26 protein-coding genes and 1 riboswitch are annotated in these 25,184 nt (G+C 60.1%); of the genes, 14 read left to right on the forward strand and 12 right to left on the reverse strand.

The window, feature by feature from the left end:
• Positions 1-9 precede the first annotated feature (9 nt).
• From otnK to otnI, 4 genes are all read left to right on the forward strand, one after another.
• Positions 10-1,314 (forward strand): 3-oxo-tetronate kinase, encoded by a 1,305-nt coding sequence (gene otnK, locus D3M70_RS02775; protein WP_120124166.1) that lies wholly within the window; start codon positions 10-12, stop codon positions 1,312-1,314.
• The gene (locus D3M70_RS02780) at positions 1,311-1,949 is read left to right on the forward strand and encodes an aldolase (RefSeq protein WP_120124167.1); all 639 of its coding nucleotides are present in this window, start codon (positions 1,311-1,313) and stop codon (positions 1,947-1,949) included. The genes otnK and D3M70_RS02780 overlap by 4 nt, the downstream gene beginning before the upstream one ends.
• A gap of 89 nt (positions 1,950-2,038) precedes the next feature.
• Complete coding sequence (locus D3M70_RS02785) at positions 2,039-3,499, forward strand: SLC13 family permease (RefSeq protein WP_120124169.1); 1,461 nt, start codon at positions 2,039-2,041, stop codon at positions 3,497-3,499.
• A gap of 23 nt (positions 3,500-3,522) precedes the next feature.
• Complete coding sequence (gene otnI, locus D3M70_RS02790; protein ID WP_120124171.1) at positions 3,523-4,314, forward strand: 2-oxo-tetronate isomerase; 792 nt, start codon at positions 3,523-3,525, stop codon at positions 4,312-4,314.
• A 112-nt stretch (positions 4,315-4,426) separates the two neighbouring features.
• On the opposite strand, the gene D3M70_RS02795 is transcribed toward otnI, so the two are convergent.
• On the reverse strand, positions 4,427-4,831 hold the full coding sequence (locus tag D3M70_RS02795) for an acyl-CoA thioesterase (protein ID WP_074752526.1): 405 nt from the start codon (positions 4,829-4,831) through the stop codon (positions 4,427-4,429).
• Between the two features lie 200 nt (positions 4,832-5,031).
• Positions 5,032-5,146, forward strand: a riboswitch (S-adenosyl-L-homocysteine riboswitch).
• Positions 5,147-5,166: 20 nt separating this feature from the next.
• Here D3M70_RS02795 and ahcY point away from each other — a divergent pair.
• The 7 genes from ahcY (at position 5,167) to D3M70_RS02830 (ending at position 12,648) form a co-directional block, all read left to right on the forward strand.
• A complete protein-coding gene (gene ahcY / locus D3M70_RS02800) occupies positions 5,167-6,576 on the forward strand; it encodes an adenosylhomocysteinase (RefSeq protein ID WP_081565062.1) in 1,410 nt (469 codons plus the stop codon).
• A gap of 189 nt (positions 6,577-6,765) precedes the next feature.
• A complete protein-coding gene (gene metF / locus D3M70_RS02805; protein ID WP_120124432.1) occupies positions 6,766-7,611 on the forward strand; it encodes a methylenetetrahydrofolate reductase [NAD(P)H] in 846 nt (281 codons plus the stop codon).
• Positions 7,612-7,721: 110 nt separating this feature from the next.
• Complete coding sequence (locus tag D3M70_RS02810; RefSeq protein WP_120124172.1) at positions 7,722-8,810, forward strand: hypothetical protein; 1,089 nt, start codon at positions 7,722-7,724, stop codon at positions 8,808-8,810.
• An 82-nt stretch (positions 8,811-8,892) separates the two neighbouring features.
• Positions 8,893-9,717: an ABC transporter substrate-binding protein gene (locus D3M70_RS02815; RefSeq protein WP_120124174.1), complete on the forward strand. Its 825-nt coding sequence runs from the start codon at positions 8,893-8,895 to the stop codon at positions 9,715-9,717.
• Between the two features lie 228 nt (positions 9,718-9,945).
• Positions 9,946-11,865 carry a DEAD/DEAH box helicase gene (locus D3M70_RS02820; protein ID WP_120124176.1) on the forward strand — a complete coding sequence of 640 codons (1,920 nt, stop codon included), beginning with the start codon at positions 9,946-9,948 and terminating at the stop codon, positions 11,863-11,865.
• 191 nt (positions 11,866-12,056) lie between these two features.
• On the forward strand, positions 12,057-12,380 hold the full coding sequence (locus D3M70_RS02825) for a type II toxin-antitoxin system RelB/DinJ family antitoxin (RefSeq protein ID WP_120124178.1): 324 nt from the start codon (positions 12,057-12,059) through the stop codon (positions 12,378-12,380).
• Positions 12,313-12,648 (forward strand): type II toxin-antitoxin system YafQ family toxin, encoded by a 336-nt coding sequence (locus D3M70_RS02830; RefSeq protein ID WP_120124180.1) that lies wholly within the window; start codon positions 12,313-12,315, stop codon positions 12,646-12,648. The genes D3M70_RS02825 and D3M70_RS02830 overlap by 68 nt, the downstream gene beginning before the upstream one ends.
• Before the next feature lie 62 nt (positions 12,649-12,710).
• Here the strand turns inward: D3M70_RS02830 and D3M70_RS02835 are convergent, their stop codons facing one another.
• The 3 genes from D3M70_RS02835 to D3M70_RS02845 form a co-directional block, all read right to left on the reverse strand.
• Positions 12,711-13,307 (reverse strand): YceI family protein, encoded by a 597-nt coding sequence (locus D3M70_RS02835; protein ID WP_120124182.1) that lies wholly within the window; start codon positions 13,305-13,307, stop codon positions 12,711-12,713.
• Positions 13,308-13,339: 32 nt separating this feature from the next.
• Entirely contained in the window at positions 13,340-13,891 is a 552-nt protein-coding gene (locus D3M70_RS02840; protein ID WP_120124183.1) for a cytochrome b, read from the reverse strand.
• 338 nt (positions 13,892-14,229) lie between these two features.
• Entirely contained in the window at positions 14,230-16,020 is a 1,791-nt protein-coding gene (locus tag D3M70_RS02845) for a flavin monoamine oxidase family protein (protein WP_120124185.1), read from the reverse strand.
• A gap of 235 nt (positions 16,021-16,255) precedes the next feature.
• On the opposite strand from D3M70_RS02845, the gene D3M70_RS02850 reads away from it, so the two are divergent.
• Both D3M70_RS02850 and D3M70_RS02855 read left to right on the forward strand, forming a co-directional pair.
• Complete coding sequence (locus D3M70_RS02850) at positions 16,256-17,662, forward strand: adenosylmethionine--8-amino-7-oxononanoate transaminase (RefSeq protein ID WP_120124187.1); 1,407 nt, start codon at positions 16,256-16,258, stop codon at positions 17,660-17,662.
• Positions 17,663-17,734: 72 nt separating this feature from the next.
• A complete protein-coding gene (locus D3M70_RS02855) occupies positions 17,735-18,454 on the forward strand; it encodes a 16S rRNA (uracil(1498)-N(3))-methyltransferase (protein ID WP_120124189.1) in 720 nt (239 codons plus the stop codon).
• Between the two features lie 140 nt (positions 18,455-18,594).
• Here D3M70_RS02855 and D3M70_RS02860 read toward each other — a convergent pair whose 3' ends face one another.
• On the reverse strand, positions 18,595-19,212 hold the full coding sequence (locus D3M70_RS02860; protein ID WP_120124190.1) for a hemolysin III family protein: 618 nt from the start codon (positions 19,210-19,212) through the stop codon (positions 18,595-18,597).
• A gap of 164 nt (positions 19,213-19,376) precedes the next feature.
• On the opposite strand from D3M70_RS02860, the gene D3M70_RS02865 reads away from it, so the two are divergent.
• Complete coding sequence (locus D3M70_RS02865) at positions 19,377-20,297, forward strand: LysR substrate-binding domain-containing protein (protein WP_120124433.1); 921 nt, start codon at positions 19,377-19,379, stop codon at positions 20,295-20,297.
• 110 nt (positions 20,298-20,407) lie between these two features.
• Here D3M70_RS02865 and madM read toward each other — a convergent pair whose 3' ends face one another.
• The 7 genes from madM to D3M70_RS02900 form a co-directional block, all read right to left on the reverse strand.
• Positions 20,408-21,172: a malonate transporter subunit MadM gene (madM, locus tag D3M70_RS02870; protein WP_120124192.1), complete on the reverse strand. Its 765-nt coding sequence runs from the start codon at positions 21,170-21,172 to the stop codon at positions 20,408-20,410.
• A gap of 1 nt (position 21,173) precedes the next feature.
• Entirely contained in the window at positions 21,174-21,608 is a 435-nt protein-coding gene (gene madL / locus D3M70_RS02875; RefSeq protein ID WP_120124193.1) for a malonate transporter subunit MadL, read from the reverse strand.
• Positions 21,609-21,674: 66 nt separating this feature from the next.
• Positions 21,675-22,610: a malonate decarboxylase subunit epsilon gene (gene mdcH, locus D3M70_RS02880; protein ID WP_120124195.1), complete on the reverse strand. Its 936-nt coding sequence runs from the start codon at positions 22,608-22,610 to the stop codon at positions 21,675-21,677.
• Positions 22,607-23,245 carry a malonate decarboxylase holo-ACP synthase gene (locus tag D3M70_RS02885; protein WP_375232909.1) on the reverse strand — a complete coding sequence of 213 codons (639 nt, stop codon included), beginning with the start codon at positions 23,243-23,245 and terminating at the stop codon, positions 22,607-22,609. Before D3M70_RS02885 ends, mdcH begins: the two co-directional genes overlap by 4 nt.
• Complete coding sequence (mdcE, locus tag D3M70_RS02890) at positions 23,239-24,042, reverse strand: biotin-independent malonate decarboxylase subunit gamma (protein WP_120124199.1); 804 nt, start codon at positions 24,040-24,042, stop codon at positions 23,239-23,241. Before mdcE ends, D3M70_RS02885 begins: the two co-directional genes overlap by 7 nt.
• The gene (locus D3M70_RS02895) at positions 24,039-24,890 is read right to left on the reverse strand and encodes a biotin-independent malonate decarboxylase subunit beta (RefSeq protein WP_120124201.1); all 852 of its coding nucleotides are present in this window, start codon (positions 24,888-24,890) and stop codon (positions 24,039-24,041) included. Before D3M70_RS02895 ends, mdcE begins: the two co-directional genes overlap by 4 nt.
• Positions 24,883-25,182 (reverse strand): malonate decarboxylase subunit delta, encoded by a 300-nt coding sequence (locus tag D3M70_RS02900; RefSeq protein WP_120124203.1) that lies wholly within the window; start codon positions 25,180-25,182, stop codon positions 24,883-24,885. Before D3M70_RS02900 ends, D3M70_RS02895 begins: the two co-directional genes overlap by 8 nt.
• Between the last annotated feature and the right edge of the window lie 2 nt (positions 25,183-25,184).

The following is a 25,184-nucleotide window of genomic DNA, read 5'->3' on the forward strand; positions in this document are numbered from 1 at the left end:
GAATTGCAGATGAGCACCACGACTCCGCGCCCTCTGCTGGGCTGCATCGCCGATGACTTCACCGGCGCTACCGACCTCGCCAACATGCTGGTGCGTGGCGGTATGCGTACCGTGCAAAGTATCGGCATCCCGAATGCCGAAACCCTTGCGGAACTGGACGCCGACGCCATCGTCATCGCGTTGAAATCCCGGACTACCCCCGCCGCCGAAGCGGTCGAAGAATCCCTGCAAGCGCTGCAATGGCTGCGTAATCGCGGCTGTGAGCAGATCTTCTTCAAGTACTGCTCGACGTTCGATTCCACCGCCAAAGGCAACATCGGCCAGGTCAGCGAAGCCCTGCTCGAAGCCTTGAACAGCGATTTCACCCTGGCCTGCCCGGCATTTCCGGAAAACGGGCGCACGATCTTCCGTGGTCACCTGTTCGTGCAAGATCAACTGCTCAGCGAATGCGGCATGCAGAACCACCCGCTGACGCCGATGACCGACGCCAATCTGGTGCGCGTGCTGCAATCGCAGACCACAAAAAAAGTCGGACTGTTGCGTTACGACAGCATCGCCAAAGGTGTAGAAGGTGTGCGCGCGCGCATCGCTGAGCTACGCGCGAACGGCGTGACCATGGCCATTGCCGACGCCCTGTCCGACGCCGATCTCTATACCTTGGGCGAAGCCTGCGCCGATCTGCCGTTGTTGACTGGCGGCTCGGGTCTGGCGCTGGGCCTGCCGGGCAACTTCCGCAAGGCCGGCAAGTTGCGCGACATCGACGCCGCTCAGCTTGAGCAAGTCGATGGCGGTGAAGTGGTGCTCGCCGGGAGCGCGTCTGTCGCCACCAACGGTCAGGTTGCGGCCTGGCTTGAGGCCAAACGCCCTGCCCTGCGTATCGATCCACTCGCGCTGGCCGATGGCAAACCTGTCGTTGAGGATGCACTGGCTTTCGCCCGCGATGCCGGTGAAACCGTTCTGATCTACGCCACCAGCAGCCCGGAAGAAGTCAAAGCCGTGCAGCAGAAGCTCGGTGTAGAACGTGCTGGTGCCATGGTCGAAGACGCACTGGGCAAGATCGCTCGCGGCCTGCTGGACTCGGGCGTGAAACGCTTCGTGGTCGCAGGCGGCGAGACCTCGGGAGCCGTGGTTCAAGCACTGGGCGTCAGCTTGTTGAAGATCGGCGCACAGATCGACCCAGGTGTTCCAGCGACCATCAGCAGCGGCGACCAACCGCTGGCGCTGGCGCTGAAATCCGGCAACTTCGGTGGCCGCGAATTCTTCGACAAAGCCTTGAAGCAGCTGGCCGGGACCGTAAAGGGGGCTGCCAAATGAGTGCCGAGAACAAACTGCGCGAAGAAATTTGCGACATCGGCCGACTGCTGTTCGGTCGCGGTTATACCGTAGGCAGTGCGGGCAATATCAGCGCCCGCCTGGACGATGGCTGGCTGATCACACCGACTGATGCGTGCCTGGGTCGTCTGGACCCCGCCGCGATTGCCAAGGTCAATCTGGCCGGCGAGTGGGTCTCAGGCGACAAGCCGTCGAAAACCCTGATGCTGCATCGCGAAGTCTACGACCGCAATCCGGGCGTGGGCGGTGTCGTGCACACACACTCTACGCATCTGGTGGCACTGACGCTGGCTGGCGTCTGGCAGCCCAACGATATCCTGCCGCCGATCACGCCGTATCAAGTGATGAAAGTCGGCCACATCCCGCTGATTCCTTATGAACGCCCCGGCTCGCCAAACGTTGCGGCACAGGTGGCGCAACTGGCAAATAGCGTGCGCGGCGTGATGCTCGAACGCCTCGGCCCCGTGGTCTGGGAAAGCTCGGTCGCCAAAGCCGCTTATGCCCTGGAAGAGCTGGAAGAAACTGCACGTCTCTGGCTGATGAGCAATCCCAAGCCCGAGCCGCTGGACGCAGCCGCCCTGGAAGATCTGCGCCAGACTTTCGGCGTGAACTGGTAACCCTTCAGACGTTTTGACCGGAGACCGTCTTGCGGTCTCCGGCGCGCCGGTCTTGCCGGACAAAATAACAACAGGACACCACGCACAACATGACTCCATTACTCCTTATGACCATTGCAGGGGCGGGCATCGCGCTGTTGCTGCTTCTGGTCCTCAAATACAAGTTCCAGCCTTTTGTGGCGTTGATGCTCGTCAGCATCATCGTGGCGCTGGTTGCCGGTGTGAAGCCGAGCGATCTGGTCGCCACCATCGAAGGCGGCATGGGCAAGACCCTCGGTCACATTGCCATCATCATCGCGCTGGGGGCCATGATCGGACGCATCATCGAACTCTCCGGTGGTGCCGAGGCACTGGCCAAGTCTTTGATCAACCGGTTCGGCAACAAGCGCACGCCGCTGGCGCTGACCGTGGCTGGCTTCATGGTCGGGATTCCGGTGTTCTTCGAGGTGGGGGTGATCATCCTCATGCCACTGGCCTACGGCGTTGCCCGTGCTGCTCGCAAGCCGCTGCTGGTGTTTGCCCTGCCAATGTGCGCCGCACTCTTGTCGGTGCATGCGTTCTTGCCGCCGCATCCGGGCGCTGTTGCCGCTGCCGGTCAGTTGGGGGCGGATCTGGGTCGCGTGTTGATGTTCGGTCTGCCGATCGTTGGCGTGCTGTGCCTGATCGGCTACCTGATCGCCGGGCGCATGACCCGCAAGGTCTACCCGATGACCGACGACATCCGCAGTGAAGTCTACGGTCCGCAGATCACCAACGAAGACTTGGTCGCCTGGGCCAACAACGACTATTCGAAAACCGCCGACGCGACCCACACCGGTCACGCGATGGGCCTGGAAGAAAGCGCCAGCAGCCTGGCTGCGCGCCTGCCAAAAGCCCCGGCTCCGGGCGCCGGCATTATCATTTCGTTGATTGTATTGCCGATCATCCTGATTCTGCTCGGCACACTGGCAACCACCCTGCTGCCAGTGGATTCGATGCTGCGCAGTGTATTTACGGTTCTGGGCGCTCCGCTGGTGGCCCTGCTGATCGACACTCTGCTGTGCGCATGGATTCTGGGCTCGCGTCGTGGCTGGAGCCGCAGCCAGGTCTCGGACGTGATCGGTTCGGCGTTGCCGGGCGTGGCGATGGTGATTCTGATCGCAGGCGCCGGCGGCGTGTTCGGCAAGGTACTGGTCGATACCGGTATCGGCGCTGTGGTATCCGAAGCGCTGCGCAACACCGGTCTGCCGGTTCTGGCGCTGGGCTTCCTGCTGACATTGCTGTTGCGCGCCGTACAAGGCTCGACCACAGTGGCGCTGGTGACCACTGCGGGCATCTTGAGCCCGCTGATCGCCACCCTGAATTTGAGCGCCAATCACATGGCCCTGCTGTGCCTGGCCATGGGCGGTGGCGGTCTGGCGATGTCGCACATCAACGACGCCGGTTACTGGATGTTCACCAAACTGGCCGGCCTGAACGTCGGCGACGGCCTGCGCACCTGGACCTTCCTGGTGACCGTTCTGGGCACGCTGGGTTTTGTCATGACGCTGCTGCTCTGGCCATTCGTCTGACCTGATAAAGACAGGAGAAAAACATGCCTTGTTTCGCTGCCAACCTCAGCATGCTGTATCCGCAACATGACTTCCTCGCGCGCTTTTCGGCCGCGGCTAGTGATGGCTTCGAAGCGGTGGAGTACCTGTTCCCATACGACTTCACCGCAGCAGAAATCAAGCTGCGTCTGGAAGACTTCGGCCTGACGCAGGCGCTGTTCAACGCACCACCGGGTGACTGGGGCAAGGGCGAGCGTGGCATCGCTTCGTTGCCAGGACGCGAGAACGAATTCCGCGACGGCTTCCAGAAGGCTCTGGAATACGCCGCCGTTCTGGGCAATGACCGGATTCATGTCATGGCCGGCTTGCTGCCGGACGAAGACCTGCGTCAGAAGCACCACGCGGTGTACCTGGAAAACCTGAGCTTCGCCGCGCAAGAAGCGGCGAAGACTGGCATTACCGTGCTGATCGAGCCGATCAATACCCGCGACATGCCGGGCTTCTTCCTTAACCGTCAGGATCAGGGTCAGGCGGTGTGCAAGGAAGTGGGCGCGGACAATCTGAAAGTGCAGTTCGACTTCTACCACTGCCAGATCGTCGAAGGGGACGTGATCAGCAAGCTACGCCGTGATTTTGCTGGCGTTGGCCACATCCAGATCGCGGGCGTTCCGGATCGTCATGAGCCAAATATCGGTGAAGTGAACTACCCGTGGCTGTTCGAAGAAATCGACCGGCTGGGGTACACCGGCTGGGTGGGTTGCGAGTACCGTCCGAAAGGCGATACCAGTGAAGGCTTGCAGTGGCTGCGGGACTGGAAGGCGCGTAATCCTTCCTGAGCCACCGCAATTCCCTGTAGCAGTCCGGCTTGCCGGCGGTAGCGATTTCGAGAGCGCCACCGCCGGCAAGCCGGACTGCTACAGGACCCTACTCACCGATCCAGAGCACCCATCACTCGTTGATCACTTCATCCTTGAACTGATCCTTCACATAGGTGATTTCGGTCTTGCCGTGTGGCGCGGGCAGGCCATCTTCTCCCAGGTTCACGAACACCATCTTTTCAACCGTCAGGATGCTTTTGCGGGTGATCTTGTTGCGCACCTGACAGGTCAGGGTGATTGAGGTCCGGCCGAATTCGGTGGCAGTGATCCCCAATTCGATGATGTCGCCCTGGCGAGACGCGCTGACGAAGTTGATCTCGGAAATGTACTTGGTGACCACCCGCTGATTGCCCAGTTGAACGATGGCGTAGATCGCCGCTTCTTCGTCGATCCAGCGCAGCAGGCTGCCACCGAACAGCGTCCCGTTCGGGTTGAGGTCTTCGGGTTTTACCCATTTGCGAGTGTGGAAATTCATGTTCGCTCCTGATCGTCTGTCTGTTAATGCCCAGCATAGTGCCAGCCCTGGCCGTTTACCTCCATTGAGCATCGACTATGGTCTCGATTTGTCATCCGTCATTTAAACGCAACAACCCCTTGGGCTAATTCCCTGTCGTCGCTATAATCGCCACCGCTTCAAAAAACGGTCATCACCGCTTGATACCGTTTTCCCGCCACCTGTCCGAGGGGCGCTGCAGCAGGTCAGACCTGTCAGGCTCGGATGGGGCGTTGTTTGCTCAAGGTTCATTGGCAGCCTGAGCAAGCCTTAAACGCACAACGGCGCCCATTCGCACACTACGAATGGAGACTCTTATGAGCGCTGTACTGACGCCCAACGATTTCAACGACTACAAAGTCGCCGACATTTCCCTGGCTGCCTGGGGTCGTCGCGAGACCATCATCGCTGAATCCGAAATGCCTGCCCTGATGGGTCTGCGTCGCAAGTACGCCGGCGAGCAACCGCTCAAGGGCGCCAAAATCCTCGGCTGCATCCACATGACCATTCAGACCGCCGTGCTGATCGAAACCCTGGTTGCCCTGGGTGCCGAAGTACGTTGGTCGTCCTGCAACATCTTCTCGACTCAGGACCAGGCCGCTGCCGCCATCGCCGCTGCCGGTATCCCTGTTTTCGCCTGGAAAGGCGAAACCGAAGCCGAGTACGAGTGGTGCCTGGAGCAGACCATCCTCAAGGACGGTCAGCCATGGGACGCCAACATGATCCTCGACGACGGCGGCGACCTCACCGAGCTGCTGCACAAGAAATACCCGGCGATGCTGGATCGCATCCACGGCGTTACCGAAGAGACCACCACCGGCGTTCACCGTCTGCTGGACATGCTGGCCAAGGGCGAGCTGAAGATCCCTGCGATCAACGTCAACGACTCGGTCACCAAGAGCAAGAACGACAACAAGTACGGCTGCCGTCATAGCCTGAACGACGCCATCAAGCGCGGTACCGACCACCTGCTGTCCGGCAAGCAAGCCCTGGTCATCGGCTACGGTGACGTGGGCAAGGGCTCGGCTCAGTCGCTGCGTCAGGAAGGCATGATCGTCAAGGTCACCGAAGTCGACCCGATCTGCGCCATGCAAGCCTGCATGGACGGTTTCGAGCTGGTTTCGCCGTTCATCAACGGTGAAAGCGACGGCACCGAAGCGACCATCGACAAAGCGCTGCTGGGCAAGATCGACCTGATCGTGACCACCACCGGTAACGTCAACGTCTGCGACTCGAACATGCTCAAAGCGCTGAAAAAACGCGCCGTGGTCTGCAACATCGGTCACTTCGACAACGAAATCGACACCGCTTTCATGCGCAAGAACTGGGCATGGGAAGAGGTGAAGCCTCAGGTGCACAAGATCCACCGCACCGGCGCTGGCGAATTCGACCCGCAGAACGACGACTACCTGATCCTGCTGGCCGAAGGCCGTCTGGTGAACCTGGGCAACGCCACCGGTCACCCGAGCCGCATCATGGACGGTTCGTTTGCCAACCAGGTTCTGGCTCAGATCTTCCTGTTCGGCCAAAAGTACGCCGACCTGAGCCCTGCCCAGAAAGCCGAGCGCCTGACCGTTGAAGTCCTGCCGAAGAAGCTGGACGAAGAAGTGGCCCTGGAAATGGTACGTGGCTTCGGCGGCGTCGTGACCAAGCTGACCAAGACCCAGGCCGACTACATCGGCGTGAGCGTCGAAGGTCCGTTCAAGCCGCACGCTTACCGTTACTGATACGTCTGCGGGAGAGCGTGCCCGGTGTTCCGGGCGCGCGCTCACAGAAACGACTACCGCCCCATGTAGGAGCGCGCTTGCCCGCGATTGCGCTTTGTCAGTCACCCATGCGTATCTGACCCACTGCAATCGCGGGCAAGCGCGCTCCTACACGAGTCGGCGCAAGGCTCAAAACTCAAGGTTATGACCATGTCCCAAGACCGTCGCTACAGTTTCGAGTTCTTCCCTACGAAGACCGACGCTGGTCATGAAAAACTGCTCGCCACTGCCCGTACCCTGGCCAGCTACAACCCTGATTTCTTCTCCTGCACCTACGGTGCCGGTGGCTCCACGCGCGATCGTACGATCAACACCGTGCTGCAGCTGGAAAAGGAAGTGAACATCCCCGCCGCGCCGCATCTCTCGTGCGTGGGCGACAGCAAGGCCGACCTGCGCGGTCTGCTGACCCAGTACAAGGATGCGGGCATCACCCGTATCGTCGCACTGCGCGGTGACCTGCCATCCGGCATGGGCATGGCCAGTGGCGAATTGCGTCACGCCAACGATCTGGTGAGTTTCATCCGCGAAGAAACCGGCAGTCACTTCCACATCGAAGTGGCCGCTTACCCGGAGATGCACCCCCAGGCACGTAACTTCGAAGACGATTTGAAGAATTTCGTGCGCAAGGCCAACGCTGGCGCTGACAGTGCAATCACCCAATACTTCTTCAACGCCGACAGCTATTTCCACTTCGTCGAACGCGTCCAGAAAATGGGGGTGGGTATCCCTATCGTGCCGGGCATCATGCCGATCACCAACTACAGCAAACTGGCACGCTTCTCCGATGCGTGTGGCGCGGAAATCCCGCGCTGGATCCGCAAGCAACTGGAAGCCTACGGCGATGATTCGGCGAGCATTCAGGCCTTTGGCGAACAGGTGATCACAGAGATGTGTGAGCGCTTGTTGCAAGGCGGAGCCCCGGGTTTGCACTTCTACACCCTGAATCAGGCGGAACCGAGCCTGGCCGTCTGGAACAATCTCAAGCTTCCCCGCTGAAGGGTCGGAATTCGCGCTGGATGAACCAGTCACAATAAGGCAACGTTTCACCGGCAGGCTTTCTCATCACGACGCCTGCCAAAGCCTTAACGAGACGGAATCCCAAGCAGTTGAGTTCATTCAGTCAGATAACTTCACGCCCACAACTGGTCTATCTGGTCTTCGGTGCCCACACCTATCATCAGGAAGCAGTGTTCAGCATCGCCAGCGCCCTCGCCCGATCCGCTGAATCCGGTGACCAGCCATTCGACATTCAGGTCTTCAGTGACAACCCTGCGCCGTACGCACAATTGCCGGTGCGCGTGCGGTCGCTGGATGACGAAATGCGCCGCGAATGGAGCGGCCCTCATGGCTACCACTTCCGCTGCAAACATGTGGTACTGCACAAGGTGCTGGAGGAGTCGGAAAAAGCGATTCTGATCGACACAGACACCTTTTTTCAGACAACCCCCATGGAGCTGTTCGAAAGGGTTCAGCCCGATACCTTGCTGTGTAACGCCTTTCAGCTAAGTTATGCCGACTGCAAGGAAACGGTGCTGTACACCGCGCTCGCAGAAACTTTGGCGCAACGCAATCTGGCTGACGACCAGATGCGACTGGTCAACTCCGGAGTGATCGGGCTGACGCGCAACAACAGTTCGGTGCTGGAAACATCCATCGCTCTGATGGATGAGTTCTTTCCCGTCACGCCCGGTGCAATCACCCTGGAAGAATTCTGCCTGGGGGTTGCCGCCTACCGTTCGCTGAAGATCGATCAATGCGCCGACCTGATTCATCACTACTGGAGCCGCAAACAGCTGTTCCGTGCCAAGGTCCGTGCCTGGCTGGATAAACATGCTCAAGCCCCTCTGAACGCCGAAGCGCTGGAAGACACAGCGAACGTCTCGCCGCAGCTTCCGCGTCCTGCAACCTGGCAACGACTGATCTACAAGAGTGCAACGCTGGCTGTGCCACAACCGCAACGTCAGTTCGTACGCGAGGTACTTTACGGATGCTGCGAGTACTCGAACGAATTCGACCGGGCGTGCTCACCCGTCTGGTGGGAGAAGGCGTTCAACAATGCCCAGCGGCGAATGAAGAAACCGATTGCACCGGCGCAGCTGCATGACTGGCTGGATCATTGGGCAGTGCGCAGGCTATTGGGGCGACAGCGCACGGCCATCTATCAACACTTGGTGCGGAGCCAGACTTCACGCTAATCCGCGCGCCAGACGCTTGGGCTCTCCCCTATGCGACTGGCGCCCCCTTCTATTTAGCAGGCGACCATCGTAATCTCGCCCCATGCCTCTGACTTCCCGATTACTGTTCGCCGCCCTCCTCGCCAGTCTCAGCTTCAGCGCTGCGGGCGAAAGGCTTCGCATTGTCACGGAGCCCTGGTCGCCCTATGTGATCGTCGACGACAAACAGGTGTCGGGACTCGACTATGAAATGACCAACATCGTATTCAAGCGCCTGGGCATTGATGTGCAGTGGCAATTCCTGCCGTGGAAGCGCTGCCTGATGATGCTCGAACAAGGTGACGCAGATGGCGTACTGGATATTTTCAAGGTCGCCGAACGCGAGGATCTGTTGCTGTACCCCACAGAGTCGCTATCCGACGTCAACTGGGTGTTTTTTCAGGCCAACGCCAGACCTCACGCGTTTCACAAACTCCAAGACCTGCAAGGCCTGAACATTGGCGTCTCGCCCGGATATCTCTACAGTCCCGATTTCGATGACTCGGCCTTGTTCACACGCGAGCCTGCCCCGAGCCACGAGGCGAATTTCGGCAAACTGGTGCGTGGCCGTATCGATCTGATGGTGACGGACCGAGTGCTGGGCCAGAGGATGATCGATCAACTCAATCTGCAGGACCAAGTCAGCCAGTTGCCTGAAGTGCTCAGCCGCCGCGCGCTGTACCTGGCGGTTCGGCGCAACGTAGGCATGGATTTGCTCGTCGCGCGGTTCGGCGCGGAATTGAAACGTTTCAAACGCGAACCGGCCTACGCGCAACTTGTTGCACGCTACACCGGGGAGCTTCCGGCGATTGCACCCGCCTTGCCAACCGATCCATCGGCGATCAGCGCTGAAAAAACCGTTGAGCAGCATGAAAGCAGCGCATTGTGATTGCTCTGTTATACTCCGGCGTTCCCGCCAGGCTTACGCCCGGATGCACGGTCTCACAGAAGCCTTCTCGATCACGCCAGCAGCGCATTTTCTTTCCCGCGCTCATGCCCGAGCTGAACTTGCAGACCGCGCCACGACCGGACGGAATTGAGCTTCCATTGCCAATTTGCGGCGGGCCGTTCTTCCCCCTATTCGGGCCCATGGCCCCAACTTAAGACAGGATTACTCATGTCCTTTGCTTCCCTCGGTCTCTCCGAGGCTTTAGTCAGCGCCATCGAGGCAGCTGGCTATACCCAGCCTACTCCGGTGCAACAGCGGGCCATTCCCGCCGTGTTGCAAGGCCGCGATCTGATGGTCGCCGCTCAGACAGGTACTGGTAAAACCGGTGGTTTCGCCCTCCCGATTCTGGAGCGCCTTTTCCCCGCCGGTCACCCGGACAAATCCCAGCGTCACGGCCCGCGTCAACCCCGCGTTCTGGTCCTGACCCCTACCCGTGAACTCGCGGCTCAAGTCCACGACAGCTTCAAGATCTACGCCAAGAACCTCAAGTTCGTCAGCGCCTGCATCTTCGGCGGTGTCGGCATGAACCCTCAGGTTCAGGCCATGGCTCGCGGCGTCGACGTTCTGGTCGCTTGCCCGGGTCGCCTGCTTGACCTCGCCGGCCAAGGCAGCGTCGACCTGTCCCACGTCGAAATCCTCGTGCTGGACGAAGCCGACCGCATGCTGGATATGGGCTTCGTTCACGATGTGAAGAAAGTCCTGGCCCGTCTGCCGGCCAAGCGTCAGAACCTGCTGTTTTCGGCCACGTTCTCCGCGGACATCACGGCGCTGGCTGGCAAGCTGCTGCACAATCCGGAACGCATCGAAGTCACGCCGCCGAACACCACGGTCGAGCGTATCGAGCAACGGGTCTTCCGCCTGCCTGCCAACCACAAGCGTTCGTTGCTGGCTCACCTGATCACTCAGGGCGCGTGGGAGCAGGTGCTGGTGTTCACCCGCACCAAGCACGGCGCCAACCGTCTGGCCGAGTATCTGGACAAACACGGTCTGAGCGCGGTGGCGATCCACGGCAACAAGAGCCAGAACGCCCGTACCAAAGCGCTGGCTGACTTCAAGGCTGGCACCGTTCGCATCATGGTTGCGACCGATATCGCCGCCCGCGGTCTGGACATCGACCAACTGCCACACGTGGTCAACTTCGAACTGCCAAACGTCGACGAAGATTACGTACACCGTATCGGTCGTACCGGCCGTGCGGGTCGCACCGGTGAGGCGATCTCGCTGGTCGCGCCCGATGAAGAGAAACTGCTCAAGAGCATTGAGCGCATGACTAAACAGAAGATTGCAGATGGCGATCTGATGGGCTTCGACATCAACGCCGTCGAAGCCGAGAAGCCGGAAGTTCGCGAACGCCCTGACGTGCGCAACCCGCGCAACGCCCGTGGTCCGCGTGGCGACGGCCCGAACGGTGGCGGTGGCGGCGGTGGTCGCAAGGACAAAGGCAAGGATAAGGGCAAGGATAAGCCGGCAGCGGCGGCGGCATCGGGCGAACGCCCTGCCCGCCCGGCTCGTCAGCAGAAGCCTCGCCAAGGCACTCCGGCCGGTGAAACGCGTCAATCGCGTCCGCCAGCGCCTTCTGCCGACCGAGCGCCTGACGAATTCCTGGATGACGACGTCGACAATTTCGGCAACCGCGCCGACTACGTCAGTCCCTATCAGGGCAAGAACCAGCAAGGTCGCAACCGTCGCCCTGGCGCACCTGCTACCGGCTCTGCTCCGGCGCCACGGGGTCAGGCACCTGGCCGTAGCGGCCCGCGCAGCGGTTCGGGTTCCGGCTCTGGCACCGGCGCGAGCACAGGTTCAGGCGCAGGCGCTCCGGCCAAGCGCAGCGGCCCACGCAATGGCTCCGGTCGTGATGGCCAGGCTCGTCGCGAAGACCAGCCGCGCAATCGCCGCCCGGCCCGTGACGATCAGCCAGCCCGTCAAGAGCCAGCCGTTCGCGGCCCTCGCGATGGCCAGCCTGCCCCCAAGATCATGCACAAAGAGTCCAAGAGCGATCGCTTTCCTTCGGCCGAGTTGCTCGATCAGTTGCCAAGCCGCCCACGCGGTGAGAAGCCGGCCCTGCTGACCCGCAATCGCGAAGGTTAAGCCAGGCTGAGAAAAACGCCCCGACTGGTTCGGGGCGTTTTTGTTTGTGCGGGAACGAAGTCCCTGCACCAGTGAGACTTTCCTTTAAAGCCGCCGCAATGTCGCCGCTTGCCAAGTAGCAATCAAAAAGCCAATAATTGCGCGTCAATACGTAGCTACGACGTAGCTACATTCTTTGAGAGGTTATCACTATGGCCGCATTACTTAAAAACACCGACGTGCGCTGCCGCATAGATGAGGATTTGAAGGAGCGAGTGACCGCAGTGCTTAGCGCCTGCGGGTTAACCATCAGCGAAGCAATGCGCCTTTTCCTGCTGCAGGTCGTGGAAACGCAAGGTCTACCGTTTGAGGTGCGTGCACCTTCGGATAAAACTGCCCGAGCCTTGGTTCAGGCGCGCGAAATCCGAAGCCGATTTGATTCGATGGACGAGTTGTTAGAGGACCTGGATGGCAAAGAAGCACCCCAAACACGCAGAAAGCAAAGCGCCAAACCCAAAACGAGCCACTCTGCCTAGACGCGTCGATTACACACCGGAATTCAAAAAGTCCTGGGATCGCTACAACAAGGCCGGTCGACACGACATGCACGCCATGCGTGCAGTGATGGTCATGATCTGGGAAGGCCAGCCTTTACCGCCTGAGTATCTGGACCATGAGCTAAGGGGGGAGTGGGGAGGTTCCAGAGAGTGCCATGTCGGCGGCGATTTCCCTCTGATCTATCAAATGACTGAACGCAATTTGATATTTGTCGACCTCGGTACCCATGCCGAGCTTTTCAGATAGATTCACGAACTTGACCAACAAAAACGCCGCCCCATTGGGCGGCGTTCTTGTGTCGAGCCGTCTTACTTGGCTTTGACGCCTTCGAACGAAATGTCGAAAGTCACTGTGTCCGACTGTGGACCCAGATCCATCATCTTGCCGAAATCAGAGCGCTTGATGGTGGTGGTGCCGTTGAAGCCGGCACGGTAGCCGCCCCATGGGTCCTTGCCTTCGCCGTTGAAGACCGCCTTGATGACGACCGGCTTGGTCACGCCGTGCAGGGTCAGGTCTCCGGTTACGTCAGCCGTATCCTTGCCATCGGCGTTCTTGCCGGTCGACTTGACGCTGGTGGACACGAACTTGGCGTCTGGATAGGTCGCGACGTCCAGGAAATCCTTGCTGCTGATGTGCTTGTTACGTTCGGCGTGGTTGGTATCAACGCTGGCGGTCTTGATGTCGATGCTGATCTTGCTGTCTTCAGGCTTGGCGGCGTCGAAGCTGAACGTACCGCTCCAGTCCTTGAAAGTACCGGTGATGAAGCTGTAGCCCAGGTGGCTGATCTTGAAATCGATGAAGGCGTGTTGGCCTTCCTTGTCGATGGTGTAATCAGCGGCCATTGCCTGACCGGCTGACAGCAGCGCGGTACCCAGAGCCAGTGCAGCCAGTGTCTTTTTCAACATACGTCGTCTTCCTGTTTCAGTTGAGTTGGGTGTCAGGCCTTACGGCCAAGCATACGGACAAGCGTTGCATCACGGTCGATGAAATGGTGCTTCAGGGCAGCCAGACCGTGGAGTACAGCAAAGACCACCAGGGTCCAGGCCAGATACAGGTGCACTTCGCCGGCAACGTCCGCCTGGTCGGGCAGTCCGCTGATCAGCGCAGGCACTTCAAACAAACCGAAGACCGGTATTCCGACACCTTCAGCGGTGGAAATCAGGTAGCCGGCGAACATCACCAGAAACAGATCGAGGTACAGAAACGCATGGCCCAGTTTGGCGGCGATCCGTACGAAACGACTGTGATTGGCAGGTGGCGGAGGTGGCGGGCTGACAAAGCGCCAGACCACACGAATCAGCATGAACAGAAACAAGGTGATGCCGATGCTCTTGTGCAGATCGGGACCGGCCTTGCGCCAGGTGTCGTAGTAACCGAGCCCGACCATCCACAACCCCAACGCAAACAACCCGAAAACAGTCAGCGCCACGCCCCAGTGCAGAACAATACTGACCCAGCCATAACGAGAAGAAGAGTTGCGTAACTGCATGGTACGGTTCCTGTAAAAGCAGCCTGTGAAGCTGGAAGAAAGACTAGCGGTTTACCTATCGAAAGAAAGCGCAAAATTTCGCTTTGAAATATCGAGAATTACGATGGGAATTTGCCGACATACTTTTCCTCGTAGCGGATTAAGGCAGTGTTACGACGCCCTTCTGTAGCAGTCCCCGGCGGCAGCGATCTCGCGGGCGTCACCGCCGGCAGGCCAGACTGCTACGGGTTTGTAAGCGGCCGCATTGATAGAACACTCTAGACGCTGCAGTCATTCACCGAACGAAAAAAAAGGCGCGGTATTTAAACCGCGCCTTTCTCATTTCAGGGTTTCAGCAATCAGTTCTTGCTGTCCGCCGCCGGAGCTACCGGAGCGGCAGCCTTGTCGGTTGCAGCTTTGGCCGGTGCTTTCTTGGCAGCGTCGGTCTTGCCCGGGGCCTTGTGGGTTGCCGCCGGTTTGGCTGGAGCCTTTTTCGCTGGCTCTTTCTTGGTCGCGTCCTTCTTCGCAGGCGCCTTTTTAGCCGGTTCAACCGCAGCCGGCTTGGCTGGCTCGACCGCTGGAGCCGGTGGCGGCGTGACTGGAGCCGGTGCTGGCGCAGGGGCCGGTGCTGGCTCTGGTGCTTTCTCGACAGGCTTCGGCTCTGGTTTGGAACCACCGAACATGTTGGAGAAGAAACCGCCGATACCACTACCGCTTTCCTTGGCAGCCGGTTCAGGCGCTTTCGGCGGAGCGACTTTTACAGGCTCGAACGACTTGCCCGCCGCCAGATCCTGCACCTGGCCCGCCGCGCGCTGGCCTGTACGCAGCGCACCTTCCAGCGTGCCCGGATAAAGCGTGTCGGTGTGCTCACCGGCAAACGCTACGCGCTGCAATGGGCGCTCCCACAGACGCCAGTATTTGCTGATCTGACCCGGGCCGAACGCCAGGTACGCACCGCCAGTAGAAGGATCGACGCTGGAGCGACGAATTTCATAACCGGTGAATGCCCCGCGGGCCTGTGGATAGAACGCGTGCAGACGAATCAGCACCTGATCCACCAATTGCTTGTCGCCGAAGGCCTGCATGATCCGCGCGTTGTCGCCCGAAAGGTTGATCACTGCGTTGGCGCCGCCCTTCAGAGCTGGCTCGATCCACAGCATCCCCAGACCGGTGTTGCTATAGATTTCGCCGGACATGCGCGCCTTGCTGTCCCAGACCGGCGTCTTGAACTTGAGCATGATCTGATCATGCCAGCCGTAGTTGGTGCTCTTGATCGCGCCCTGATGCTGCGCGTCAAGCGCAGGTGTCAGCTGGATTTTGCTCAGCGCACGCAGCGGCACCGCGAGGACCACATATTCTGCCTCGTAACCCACCGAACCGACTTTGACGGTGACACCATCCTTGTCCTGGTTGATGGCCGACACCGGCGAGTTGGTCTTGATCACTTTCAGCTGTTTGACGAACTCTTCGGCCAGGACAGCGCTACCACCGGGCAAGCGTGCGGCACGACGGTCACGATCATCGACACTGCGGTTGACCCGCGATTGCTGAGCGAGATACAGCAGCGACAGCCGCGATGGTTCGTCGTAACGCGTGCGAATCTGCTGATTGATCAACTGACGCGCGGTCGGCGGCAGTGCAAGGCGATCCAGCCAGTTGGCGACGTTGATCTGGTCCAGCGCGAACAATGTGCTGTTGGCGGCCGGGTTCTCAGGATCGGTGATCGAGCGCGCGATATCGTCCAGCGCCGCTTCGTAGCGCTTCATGGCTTCGGCGGTGGCAGGCTGTTTGGTCGCAAGGTCTGCGGCGGAGAAATATTCGCCTTCGATCAGATAGCCCGGCGTTCGTACGAACTCAGGCGCCGGCACCGGTTTGAGCTTGAAGCGATCCAGATACTGATTGAGCACCGGCTGCGCCTTGGCATTGCCGATCCACTCGCTGCCCGCCAGGCCTGAGCGGCCGCCGACAGTCGATTTGGCTTCCAGCAAGGTGACTTGCCAGCCCTTGTTCTGCAGTTCATAAGCGGCGGTCAGCCCCGCCAGACCGCCACCGACGACAATCGCCGTATGTGGCTTATCAACGGCAAGCGCTGAAGCGCTGACCAGCCCAACCATCACCAGCGCACAGGCGCGCAGCCAACCAGAAAGCATTCAGCGAACTCCGGAACAAAGCAGGGAGAATTATCGGATTTTTTCGTCCGATTCTTCGAAGAGCGCGCAGGATACGCCAGCCGGGAAATGCCCGCCAGCAATGTCCATCGAGCACGATTTCCGCACGCGCCGGGCGCTAAAAAATGCGCTAGAGGTTGTTCCTGCACGATGCATTGCATAGGCTTGCGCGATTGTTTGCCCTCGCGTCATGCGAGTCGTCACCAGGAGATCAACGATGGGACTTAACGATCAGTGGATGCAACGCGACCTCAAGGTCCTGTGGCACCCCTGCACCCAGATGAAAGACCACGAAAACCTGCCGCTGATCCCGATCAAGCGCGGTGAAGGCGTCTGGCTCGAGGACTTCGAAGGCAAGCGTTACCTCGATGCCGTCAGTTCCTGGTGGGTCAACGTATTCGGCCACGCTAACCCGCGCATCAATCAGCGCATCAAGGATCAGGTCGATCAGCTCGAGCACGTGATTCTGGCCGGCTTCAGCCATCAGCCAGTGATTGAATTGTCGGAGCGCCTGGTCGCCATGACCCCGGAAGGTCTGACACGCTGCTTCTACGCCGATAATGGTTCGTCCTGCATCGAAGTCGCGCTGAAAATGAGCTTTCATTACTGGCTCAATCGCGGCAAGCCGAACAAAAAACGCTATGTCACCCTGACCAACAGCTATCACGGCGAAACCGTGGCCGCGATGTCCGTGGGTGATGTGCCGCTGTTCACCGAGACCTACAAAGCGCTGCTGCTGGACACCATCAAGGTGCCAAGCCCTGATTGCTACCACCGCCCGGATGGCGTGAGCTGGGAAGAACACACCCGCACGATGTTCGCGGTGATGGAACAGACCCTGGCGGTGAACCACGACACCGTTGCGGCGGTGATCATCGAGCCGTTGATTCAGGGCGCAGGCGGTATGCGCATGTACGATCCGATCTACCTCAAGCTGTTGCGTGAGGCCTGTGATCGTTACGGCGTGCACCTGATTCATGACGAGATTGCGGTGGGCTTCGGTCGCACCGGGACCATGTTCGCCTGCGAACAGGCGGGGATTCGCCCGGATTTCCTGTGCTTGTCCAAAGCCCTGACCGGCGGCTACCTGCCGTTGGCGGCATGCCTGACTACCGATGACGTCTACGATGCCTTCTACGACGACTACCCGACCCTGCGCGCCTTCCTGCACTCGCACAGCTATACCGGCAACCCGCTGGCGTGCGCCGCGGCGCTGGCGACGCTGGATATCTTCGAGCAGGACAACGTCATCGAGAACAACAAGGCGCTGGCCGAGCGCATGAAGACCGCGACGGCGCATCTGGTGGATCACCCGAACATCGCCGAGGTGCGCCAGACCGGCATGGCACTGGCCATCGAGATGGTGCAGGACAAATCAAGCAAAACCGCCTATCCGTGGCAGGAGCGCCGAGGCCTGAAAGTCTTCGAACACGCACTGACCCGTGGCGCATTGCTCAGGCCGCTGGGCAGCGTGGTGTATTTCCTGCCGCCATACGTGATCACGCCGGAACAGATCGACTTCCTGGCCGAAGTGGCGAGCGAAGGCATCGACATCGCAACGCGTAGCAGTATCAGCGTCGCGGTGCGCGAGAACTTTCATCCGGACTTCCGTGATCCGGGTTGATTGAAATACGTAATAACCATCAGCGGTCATCAAACAACACGCAGTACCTGAAGAACTCAAAGAGAAACAACCATGAGACTGTCCCGCTTTTTCATCGACGCCACCTTGAGCACCGGTGAACACGAACTGCCAGAAGCCCAGGCGCATTACATCGGTCGGGTACTGCGCATGGCCGAGGGCGATGCGGTGCAACTGTTCGACGGCTCAGGCTTTGAGTTCCGCGCCACGCTGGTGGAAGTCGGCAAGAAGCGGGTCCGGGTGCAAGTGACCGAAAGCTTTGCAGGGTTAGCCGAATCGTCGTTGCAGATCCATCTCGGACAAGGCTTGTCCCGTGGCGAGCGCATGGACTGGGCGATTCAAAAAGCGACCGAGCTAGGCGTAACGCAGATCACCCCGATTGTCAGCGAGCGCTGTGAGGTTCGACTCAAAGACGAACGGGCCGAGAAGCGTCAGGCACACTGGCAGCAGATTGCGATCAGCGCCTGTGAACAGTGCGGTCGTTCCGTGGTGCCGGTGGTCAATCCGCCGGTCACGCTCGCCGAGTGGCTCGAACACACCGACGCTGATTTGAAGCTGGTGTTGCATCCGGTGGCCGAGCCGCTGGTCAGCCATGACAAACCGGCAAGCCTGGCTTTTTTGATTGGCCCGGAAGGTGGTTTGAACGATGCAGAAGTTGATCAAGCGCAGGATGCCGGCTTCCACGCTGCCCGCCTCGGCCCACGGGTATTGCGCACCGAGACTGCGCCAGTGGTCGCGTTGAGCGTGGCGCAGCAGTTGTGGGGGGATTTTTAGTCACGATCGACGAAAACTCTTCGCAGGGAGACGATGTCTGTGCCGGCTCGCTGGCCAATCGCAGTGTGTCATTTAACCCGAAGAGGGTCGACCTGACACATTCGCCAGCAAGCCGGCCCACAGAAAGTTAGCGATGCCGTTCAGAGCACATACCACGCGATCGCCACAAAATGCAGCAGACTGCCGGCGATCACGAACAGATGCCAGATGCCATGCCAATGGCGGAAGCGGTTGTCGTAGGCGAAGAAAATGATCCCCACGGTGTACAGCACGCCGCCCAGCGCCAGCCAGGTGAAGCCTGCCGTTCCCAGTGCCGCCATCAGCGGTTTGACCGCCACCAGCACGATCCAGCCCATCACGGCATAGATCACGATCGACATCACTCGCGCTTCCGAACGCGGCTTGATCTCTTGCAGCATTCCGATGACCGCCAGCCCCCAGACCACACCAAAGAGCGTCCAGCCCCACGGCCCGCGCAGGGTCACCAGGCAGAACGGCGTGTAACTTCCCGCGATTAGCAAATAGATCGAGAAGTGATCGACCTTCTGCATGATCACTTTGGCCCTCCCTCGAACGCTGTGATACACCGTGGAAGCGCTGTACAGCAGCACCAGGGCCACGCCATATACGGCCACGCTGACGATCTTCCACACGTCACCGGTCAGACTTGCGATCACCAACAGCCAGACCGCACCGATGGACGCCAATACTGCCCCCACGAGGTGGGTCCAGGCGTTGAATTTTTCCCCGTAGTACATCCGCAAATAACCTCTCTGAGTTGCACTGACAAACCCCAAGGCTCCAGCTTATGGATGAAAAGCGCAATGGATGTGTCAGTGTTAATGAGAATTTCATGCAGCCAGCGGCCGATGACTTGGGCACAATCGAGCGCACAAGAAAAATTCGGTCCGGGAACGACACGATGCAAATCGATGAAGAGCTGACTCTCAAGAAGCTGGAAATCTTCCTGGCCTTCATGCGCACCGGCAATCTGGCGCGGGCGGCAGCGGATTTGCAGACCAGCACTGTCAGCGTTCACCGGGCGATTCACTCGCTGGAAAGCGCCCTGCGCTGCCCGCTTTTCAAACACGAAGGACGCAATCTGACACCGCTGGAGGGCGCTTACGTGCTCGAGGAGCGCGCGCAGAAACTGGTACAGGACGTATTGAGTACGGTCGAATTGACGCGCGAAGCTGCCGGGTTTTCTGCAGCGCGTTTCAAGCTCGGGGCGTTGTACTCATTGACGGTCAAGACCGTGCCGCAGCTGATCATGGGCCTGAAGATCCGCCGCAGCGAGCTGAACATCGACCTCATTCTGGGCTCGAACATCGATCTGTTCTACAAGCTGAAGAACATGGAAGTCGACGCGATCCTGGTCTCTCTCAACGAAAGCGTGAACGATCCGGACTGCGAGCAACTGCCACTGTTCTCTGACGATATCTTCCTTGCCACGCCCGCCGACTCCCCCTTCGCTCAACAGAGCGAGGTGGACCTGAGCGACTTGCGTGAAGCGACGTTCATTACGCTCACCCAAGGCTTCGCCACCCATCGCGACGGCGCGAGAGTATTCCAGCAGGCCGGGTTCGAACCGAAGGTGGCGATGCAGGTCAATGACATCTTCACACTACTGAGCATGGTCAGTTCGGGCGTTGGTTACGCGTTGCTGCCGGGCCGGATTGCAGCAGTCTACGAGAACCGCGTGCGCCTGATTCCGCTTCAGGCGCGTTACCGCATGCAGCAGCACATTGGACTGGTGTTTCTCAAAGCCCGGGAGCGCGATCCGAATCTGCTGGCGTTATTGGCCGAGTGCCGGATGTACTCGAACCGGTTGAGGGATAGCTGATCGGCAACGCCGAACCTTAGGAGCGCGCTTGCCCGCGATGGCGGCCTCATGACCGCCGCCGGCAAGCCGGACTGCTACAGGTCACTCGGCGCCCGATGGACCTCTGTCGATCAACCCAGAATCCCGCGCACAATGAAGTACAGTAGCGAAGGCCCAAGCAGGCAGCCGAGCCCCGTGTGGAAGGTCGCAGTCAGCGCGCCGTAAGGCACCAGCCGCCGATCCGTTGCCGCCAGCCCTGCGGTCACGCCGCTCACAGTCCCGGCCAGGCCACCAAAGACCATCGCCGAGCGCGGGTTGTCCAGACCCATCCAGCGCGCTGCCATGGGCGTGCCGACCATGACCAGAATCGCCTTGATCAGGCCGGTGGCAATCGACAGCGCCATCACATCCGAACTCGCCCCCAATGCCGCACCTGTGACTGGACCCACGATATAGGTCACCGCACCCGCGCCGATAGTGGTGATGCTCACGGCGTCTCGGTAACCAAAGGCATAGGCCACGCAGGAGCCGACGATGAACGGCAACAGCGTGCCGAGGAACAACGAGATCGCGCCGATCAGGCCTGCCTTCTTCGCTTCGGTTGCCTGCACTTCAAACGCTGTGGCGACGATAGCGAAGTCACGCAGCATCGCGCCGCCCATCAAGCCGATTCCTGAGAACAGCGCCAGATCCGCCAGCCCTTTCTGGCCACCGGTCATCACTCCCCCGACCCACGCCAGCACCAGGCCGATCACGATAGCGATGGCCGAGCCATGAATCCGGCCAAAGGTCAGGCGCCTGGACAGCACCACGGAAATCCACATCACCACGCCGACCACCGCGAATGCAGTGACCAGGCCCTGGCTGATCAGGTCTTTCTGAATGAGATCCCACATATCAGTGGCCTCCTGCTGGGGAGACGGTCGGCGCAATGACCGACGCCTGAGGCATGGGTTCGTCTTCCTTGGGCAGTGGCTCGCCTTTATTTGTACGGCTGATGATCGCAATGGTGAAGCCACAGATAATCACCGAGCCAATGGCCGCGATGACGGCAATCGGGCCGCCTTTGAGCGCGGTCACCACGTTTTGCTGTGCCGCCATGGCCACGACCACCGGAATGTACATCGCGCCCCAGAAGCCGACGCCCATTTCACAGCCTTCGCTCATGCCGCCGCGCTTTTGCATGAACAGACGGGCGCAGATCAGCAGAATCATCGCGATCCCGACACCGCCCACGTTGGATTTGACGCCCAGCAGCACACCGAGCAGATCACCGAGAATGACCCCCGCAAGGGTGCAGATAGCGAGTAACGCAACACCATAAATAATCATTGTTCTTATCCTCAATTTGCATCGTCGAAGTTGTTGTTTTTGTGTTCCTTCGAAAGCAACAGTCGGTTATGGGTGGCGGCGTTCCTCCTCTTGCGACAGCGCGCTCAGCGTATCCAGCCGGGCGCCCTGGAAGGCGACTGCGGATCCTTGTTCGAAGACTTTGCGTGCCAGCCCCGTGAGCACGGTGCCGGGCGGCAATTCGATCTGCAGACGTGCTCCGCGCTCGTAGGCGGTTTGCACGGTACTGCGCCAGTCGATGACCCGGCACATGTTGAACGCCAGGTCGTCACGCAATTTGTCGGCACTGAATATTGGCCGGGCGGTGCTGCCGCTCAGGTACTTGAGCGTCGGAACCTGCACAGAAACATCTGCCAGCGCCTGGGCCAGCGTCTGCGCAGGCTCGCGCAACAGCTCGCAATGAGAAGGCACGCTCACCGCCAACCGCTTGGCCGCTGCGGCGCCCTGCCCTTTTGCCAACGCCGCAATGCTCGCCATGGCCTGGTCGCTGCCAGCGATGACGAACTGGTTGTCGGCATTGATGTTCGCCAGATAAACCGGCGTGTTCTTGCTGTGAATTTTTTCCACCAGGCTTTCAACGGTGGCCTGATCCAGACCGATCAGCGCTGTCATGCCATAGCCTTTGGGATAAGCGTTCTGCATCAACTCGCCCCGCAAGGCGACCAATCGAACGGCATCGGCAAAGCTCAGCGCCCCAGCCATCACTGCGGCGGGATAAGCGCCAATCGACAGCCCCGCCACGTAATCCGGCGTGTTGCCTTGAGCCAGAAGAAGCCGGGAGCAGGCGACTCCGGCAATCAGCAGACAAAGCTGAACGGCGCGGGTCGATTGCAGTGCAGCCGTGGTGTCCAGATCGAGCACATTTTCGTTGAGCGCATCGCTGGCTTCACGCAGGCATTGCGCGACCAACGGATCATTGGGCAAAGCGTGCAACATGCCCGCCTGCTGCGCGCCCTGGCCAGGGAACACCCAGAAGCTGCTCATGCAGCACACGCCTGCGGCAACCAAGGGTTAGCCACCAAACGCGCTGCGTCATCGGACTTGAGCAGTACCCGGCGTGCCGAGCCTGCCCACTCGCGCAGCGCCACGGCACCTGCAGGTGTCTGCATCTGCAGATCAATGCGACACGCCGCACCCGCCAGCGCCTCTACCAGTTCAGCCGCCTGTTGCCGACTGAAGAAAGCAGAGGCTCGCAAGATGAGGTCAAGATCGCTGTCCTGATGCAACACCGGAACGCCTGTGGCCAGTTCGAATCCGGCGCTGCCCGCCACGCCCCACGGCAAACTCAGCGCGTTCATCAACGCACGAATCTGCTTCAGCGCACGCAAAGCAGGCCACTCTGCGCACTGGCGATCCACGACATCAATCAAGTCTTCAGGCTGAACACGGCGGCTGATATCACTGATCTTCATCTTCGTCGCATAGCGTTGATCCCGAGAACGGCCGCGCACGCCGACGGCTACGAAACCTTCTGCTACTCGCGCCCGGCGTACCACCACCGGATGCCCGAGGCCAATCACTTCCACCACCCACGCCGGAGCGTCGGCAGGCAAGGCGGCCACAGACATACCCCACAACAGATCATGGGGTTGAGCAGGCATGAAAGCGTTCATCACCACTGCGCTCGCAGCAATTCACGCACTTTCGATGAGGCGCTACGATTGACCGCACCCAGACGCGAACTCAGGTCATTACCGCTGGCTTTCGTGTCCTTGATCGCGGCGACCAGACATTCCTCGACGGAGGAAATATCAGAAGCCGACGGCTGCTCGATCTGGCTGACCGACAAGGTTTCCCACAGCAAACCAAGCCCCGCGTAACTGTCGATGTCGTAGGCCATCGGCGGGATGCTGGCGGCCAGCTTTTCCAGCTCTTCGACACTGCGTAGCGTCACACGCGCCGCGGACGCTTTGCCCATCGCATGCACCATCACACCGGGATCACGCAGCGCGATCAGGCGATTGGCTTGATAGCCATGAGCCAAAAACGCACCTGACATCGCCTTGCCAACCAGCAGACCGATCACGGGATGGCCTGCCAGACGTGCGCGCGCATAAGCATCCACCGCTCCCGCCAGCGCCTGATGAATGCCCAACGCTTCTTCGCGGCGCCCATACGCCTGACTGGGGACGTCGATGATGGCGATCAACGCCCGCTTGTCTTCAGTTTGACGATCCAGTTCGATGGCAGCGTCGACCGCGTGTGCCAGCCCCCAGCCTTCGAGCAGGCCAACTTCACCGTTCCGCGCACGAGGGAAGCGGTTGGCCGGGTCAGCGACCACGGCCAGAAAACGTGCCTGCTGATCGCCCAGCTTGCCGTCGGCCGCTTTTACCGATGTCGGCAGGCCGGTCACCTCGGCAGCATTCGCGGCCAACGCGTTGAACCACTGTAAACCACGCGTCGAGTAACCAGTCATGACTGTTCTCCTTGATACAGGCTGCGCACGGCGGCGGGATCGATCTGAACCCGGATGTCTACTTCAGCCAGACGTTTCAGGAACAACGCGTACTGGCCGCTGCGCTCCTGAGCCGGCTTGCCCTTGTGCAACAGGCCTTGGACTTGCTGTTGAATGGCCGCAATGTCATCGGCGACGTAGGCGTCCACCAGACCGCTGGCGAATCGTTGCTCCCCGCCGGTGATGCTCCAGATGAACGGGCGGTCGCGTGAGTCGTACTCTTCGATGCCGGCTTCCTGTTCAATCACCTGCGGACCGTTCAGGCCTAGACGCGCTTCTTGAGTGACAACCAGATAACTGCACAGCCCCGCCGCGATGGACATACCGCCGAAACAACCGACGCTGCCCGCCACGACACCGATCACCGGCTGATAGCGGCGCAGATCGACGATGGCCGCGTGGATCTCAGCGATAGCGGCCAGCCCGAGATTGGCCTCCTGCAAACGCACGCCACCGGTTTCCAATAGCACAATGGCGGCGGTGGGAATGCCCTTGCGGTTGTCCTCTGCGGCCAGCTCCAGCGCGCCGGCCATTTTCGCGCCACCGACCTCGCCCATGCTGCCGCCCTGAAAGTTGCCTTCGATGGCGCATACCACGACGGGTTTGCCACCCATAGATCCTTTGGCAATCACTACACCGTCATCGGCTTGGGGTACGACGCCCTGCTTTGGCAGCCAAGGAGACGTCATTCGCGCGAACGGGTCGATGAGCTCGCGAAAGCTGCCCTCGTCGAGCAGGGCGCGAGCACGCTGACGAGCGCCGAGTTCGACGAAGCTGTGTTGTTTCAACAAACGCGCGCTGTCAGTCATGACCGATCTCCTCGAAGCCTTGCTCCAGACGCAGACGAACCACGCCAGGCGTGGCGCCGAAGTCGTGAATATCGATGCTCACTGCAGGCGGTGTCTGGCCGTCGAACATGCGCTCGAACAGATGCTGCCAGCGCGCCGAGCTGCCGTTGACTGAGGTCAAGACCTGGATGGTCAATCGGCCCGGAAGACCGGGTTCCAGCATGACTTCAAGGTCGCCGGAACCGACACAACCCACCAGCGCACGCCCCAACGGAGGCTGACCAGCGGGGAATTCAAAAGACAGGGTTTCCATGA

Source organism: Pseudomonas sp. LS-2 (genome assembly GCF_003605735.1).
Classification (GTDB): Bacteria; Pseudomonadota; Gammaproteobacteria; order Pseudomonadales; family Pseudomonadaceae; genus Aquipseudomonas.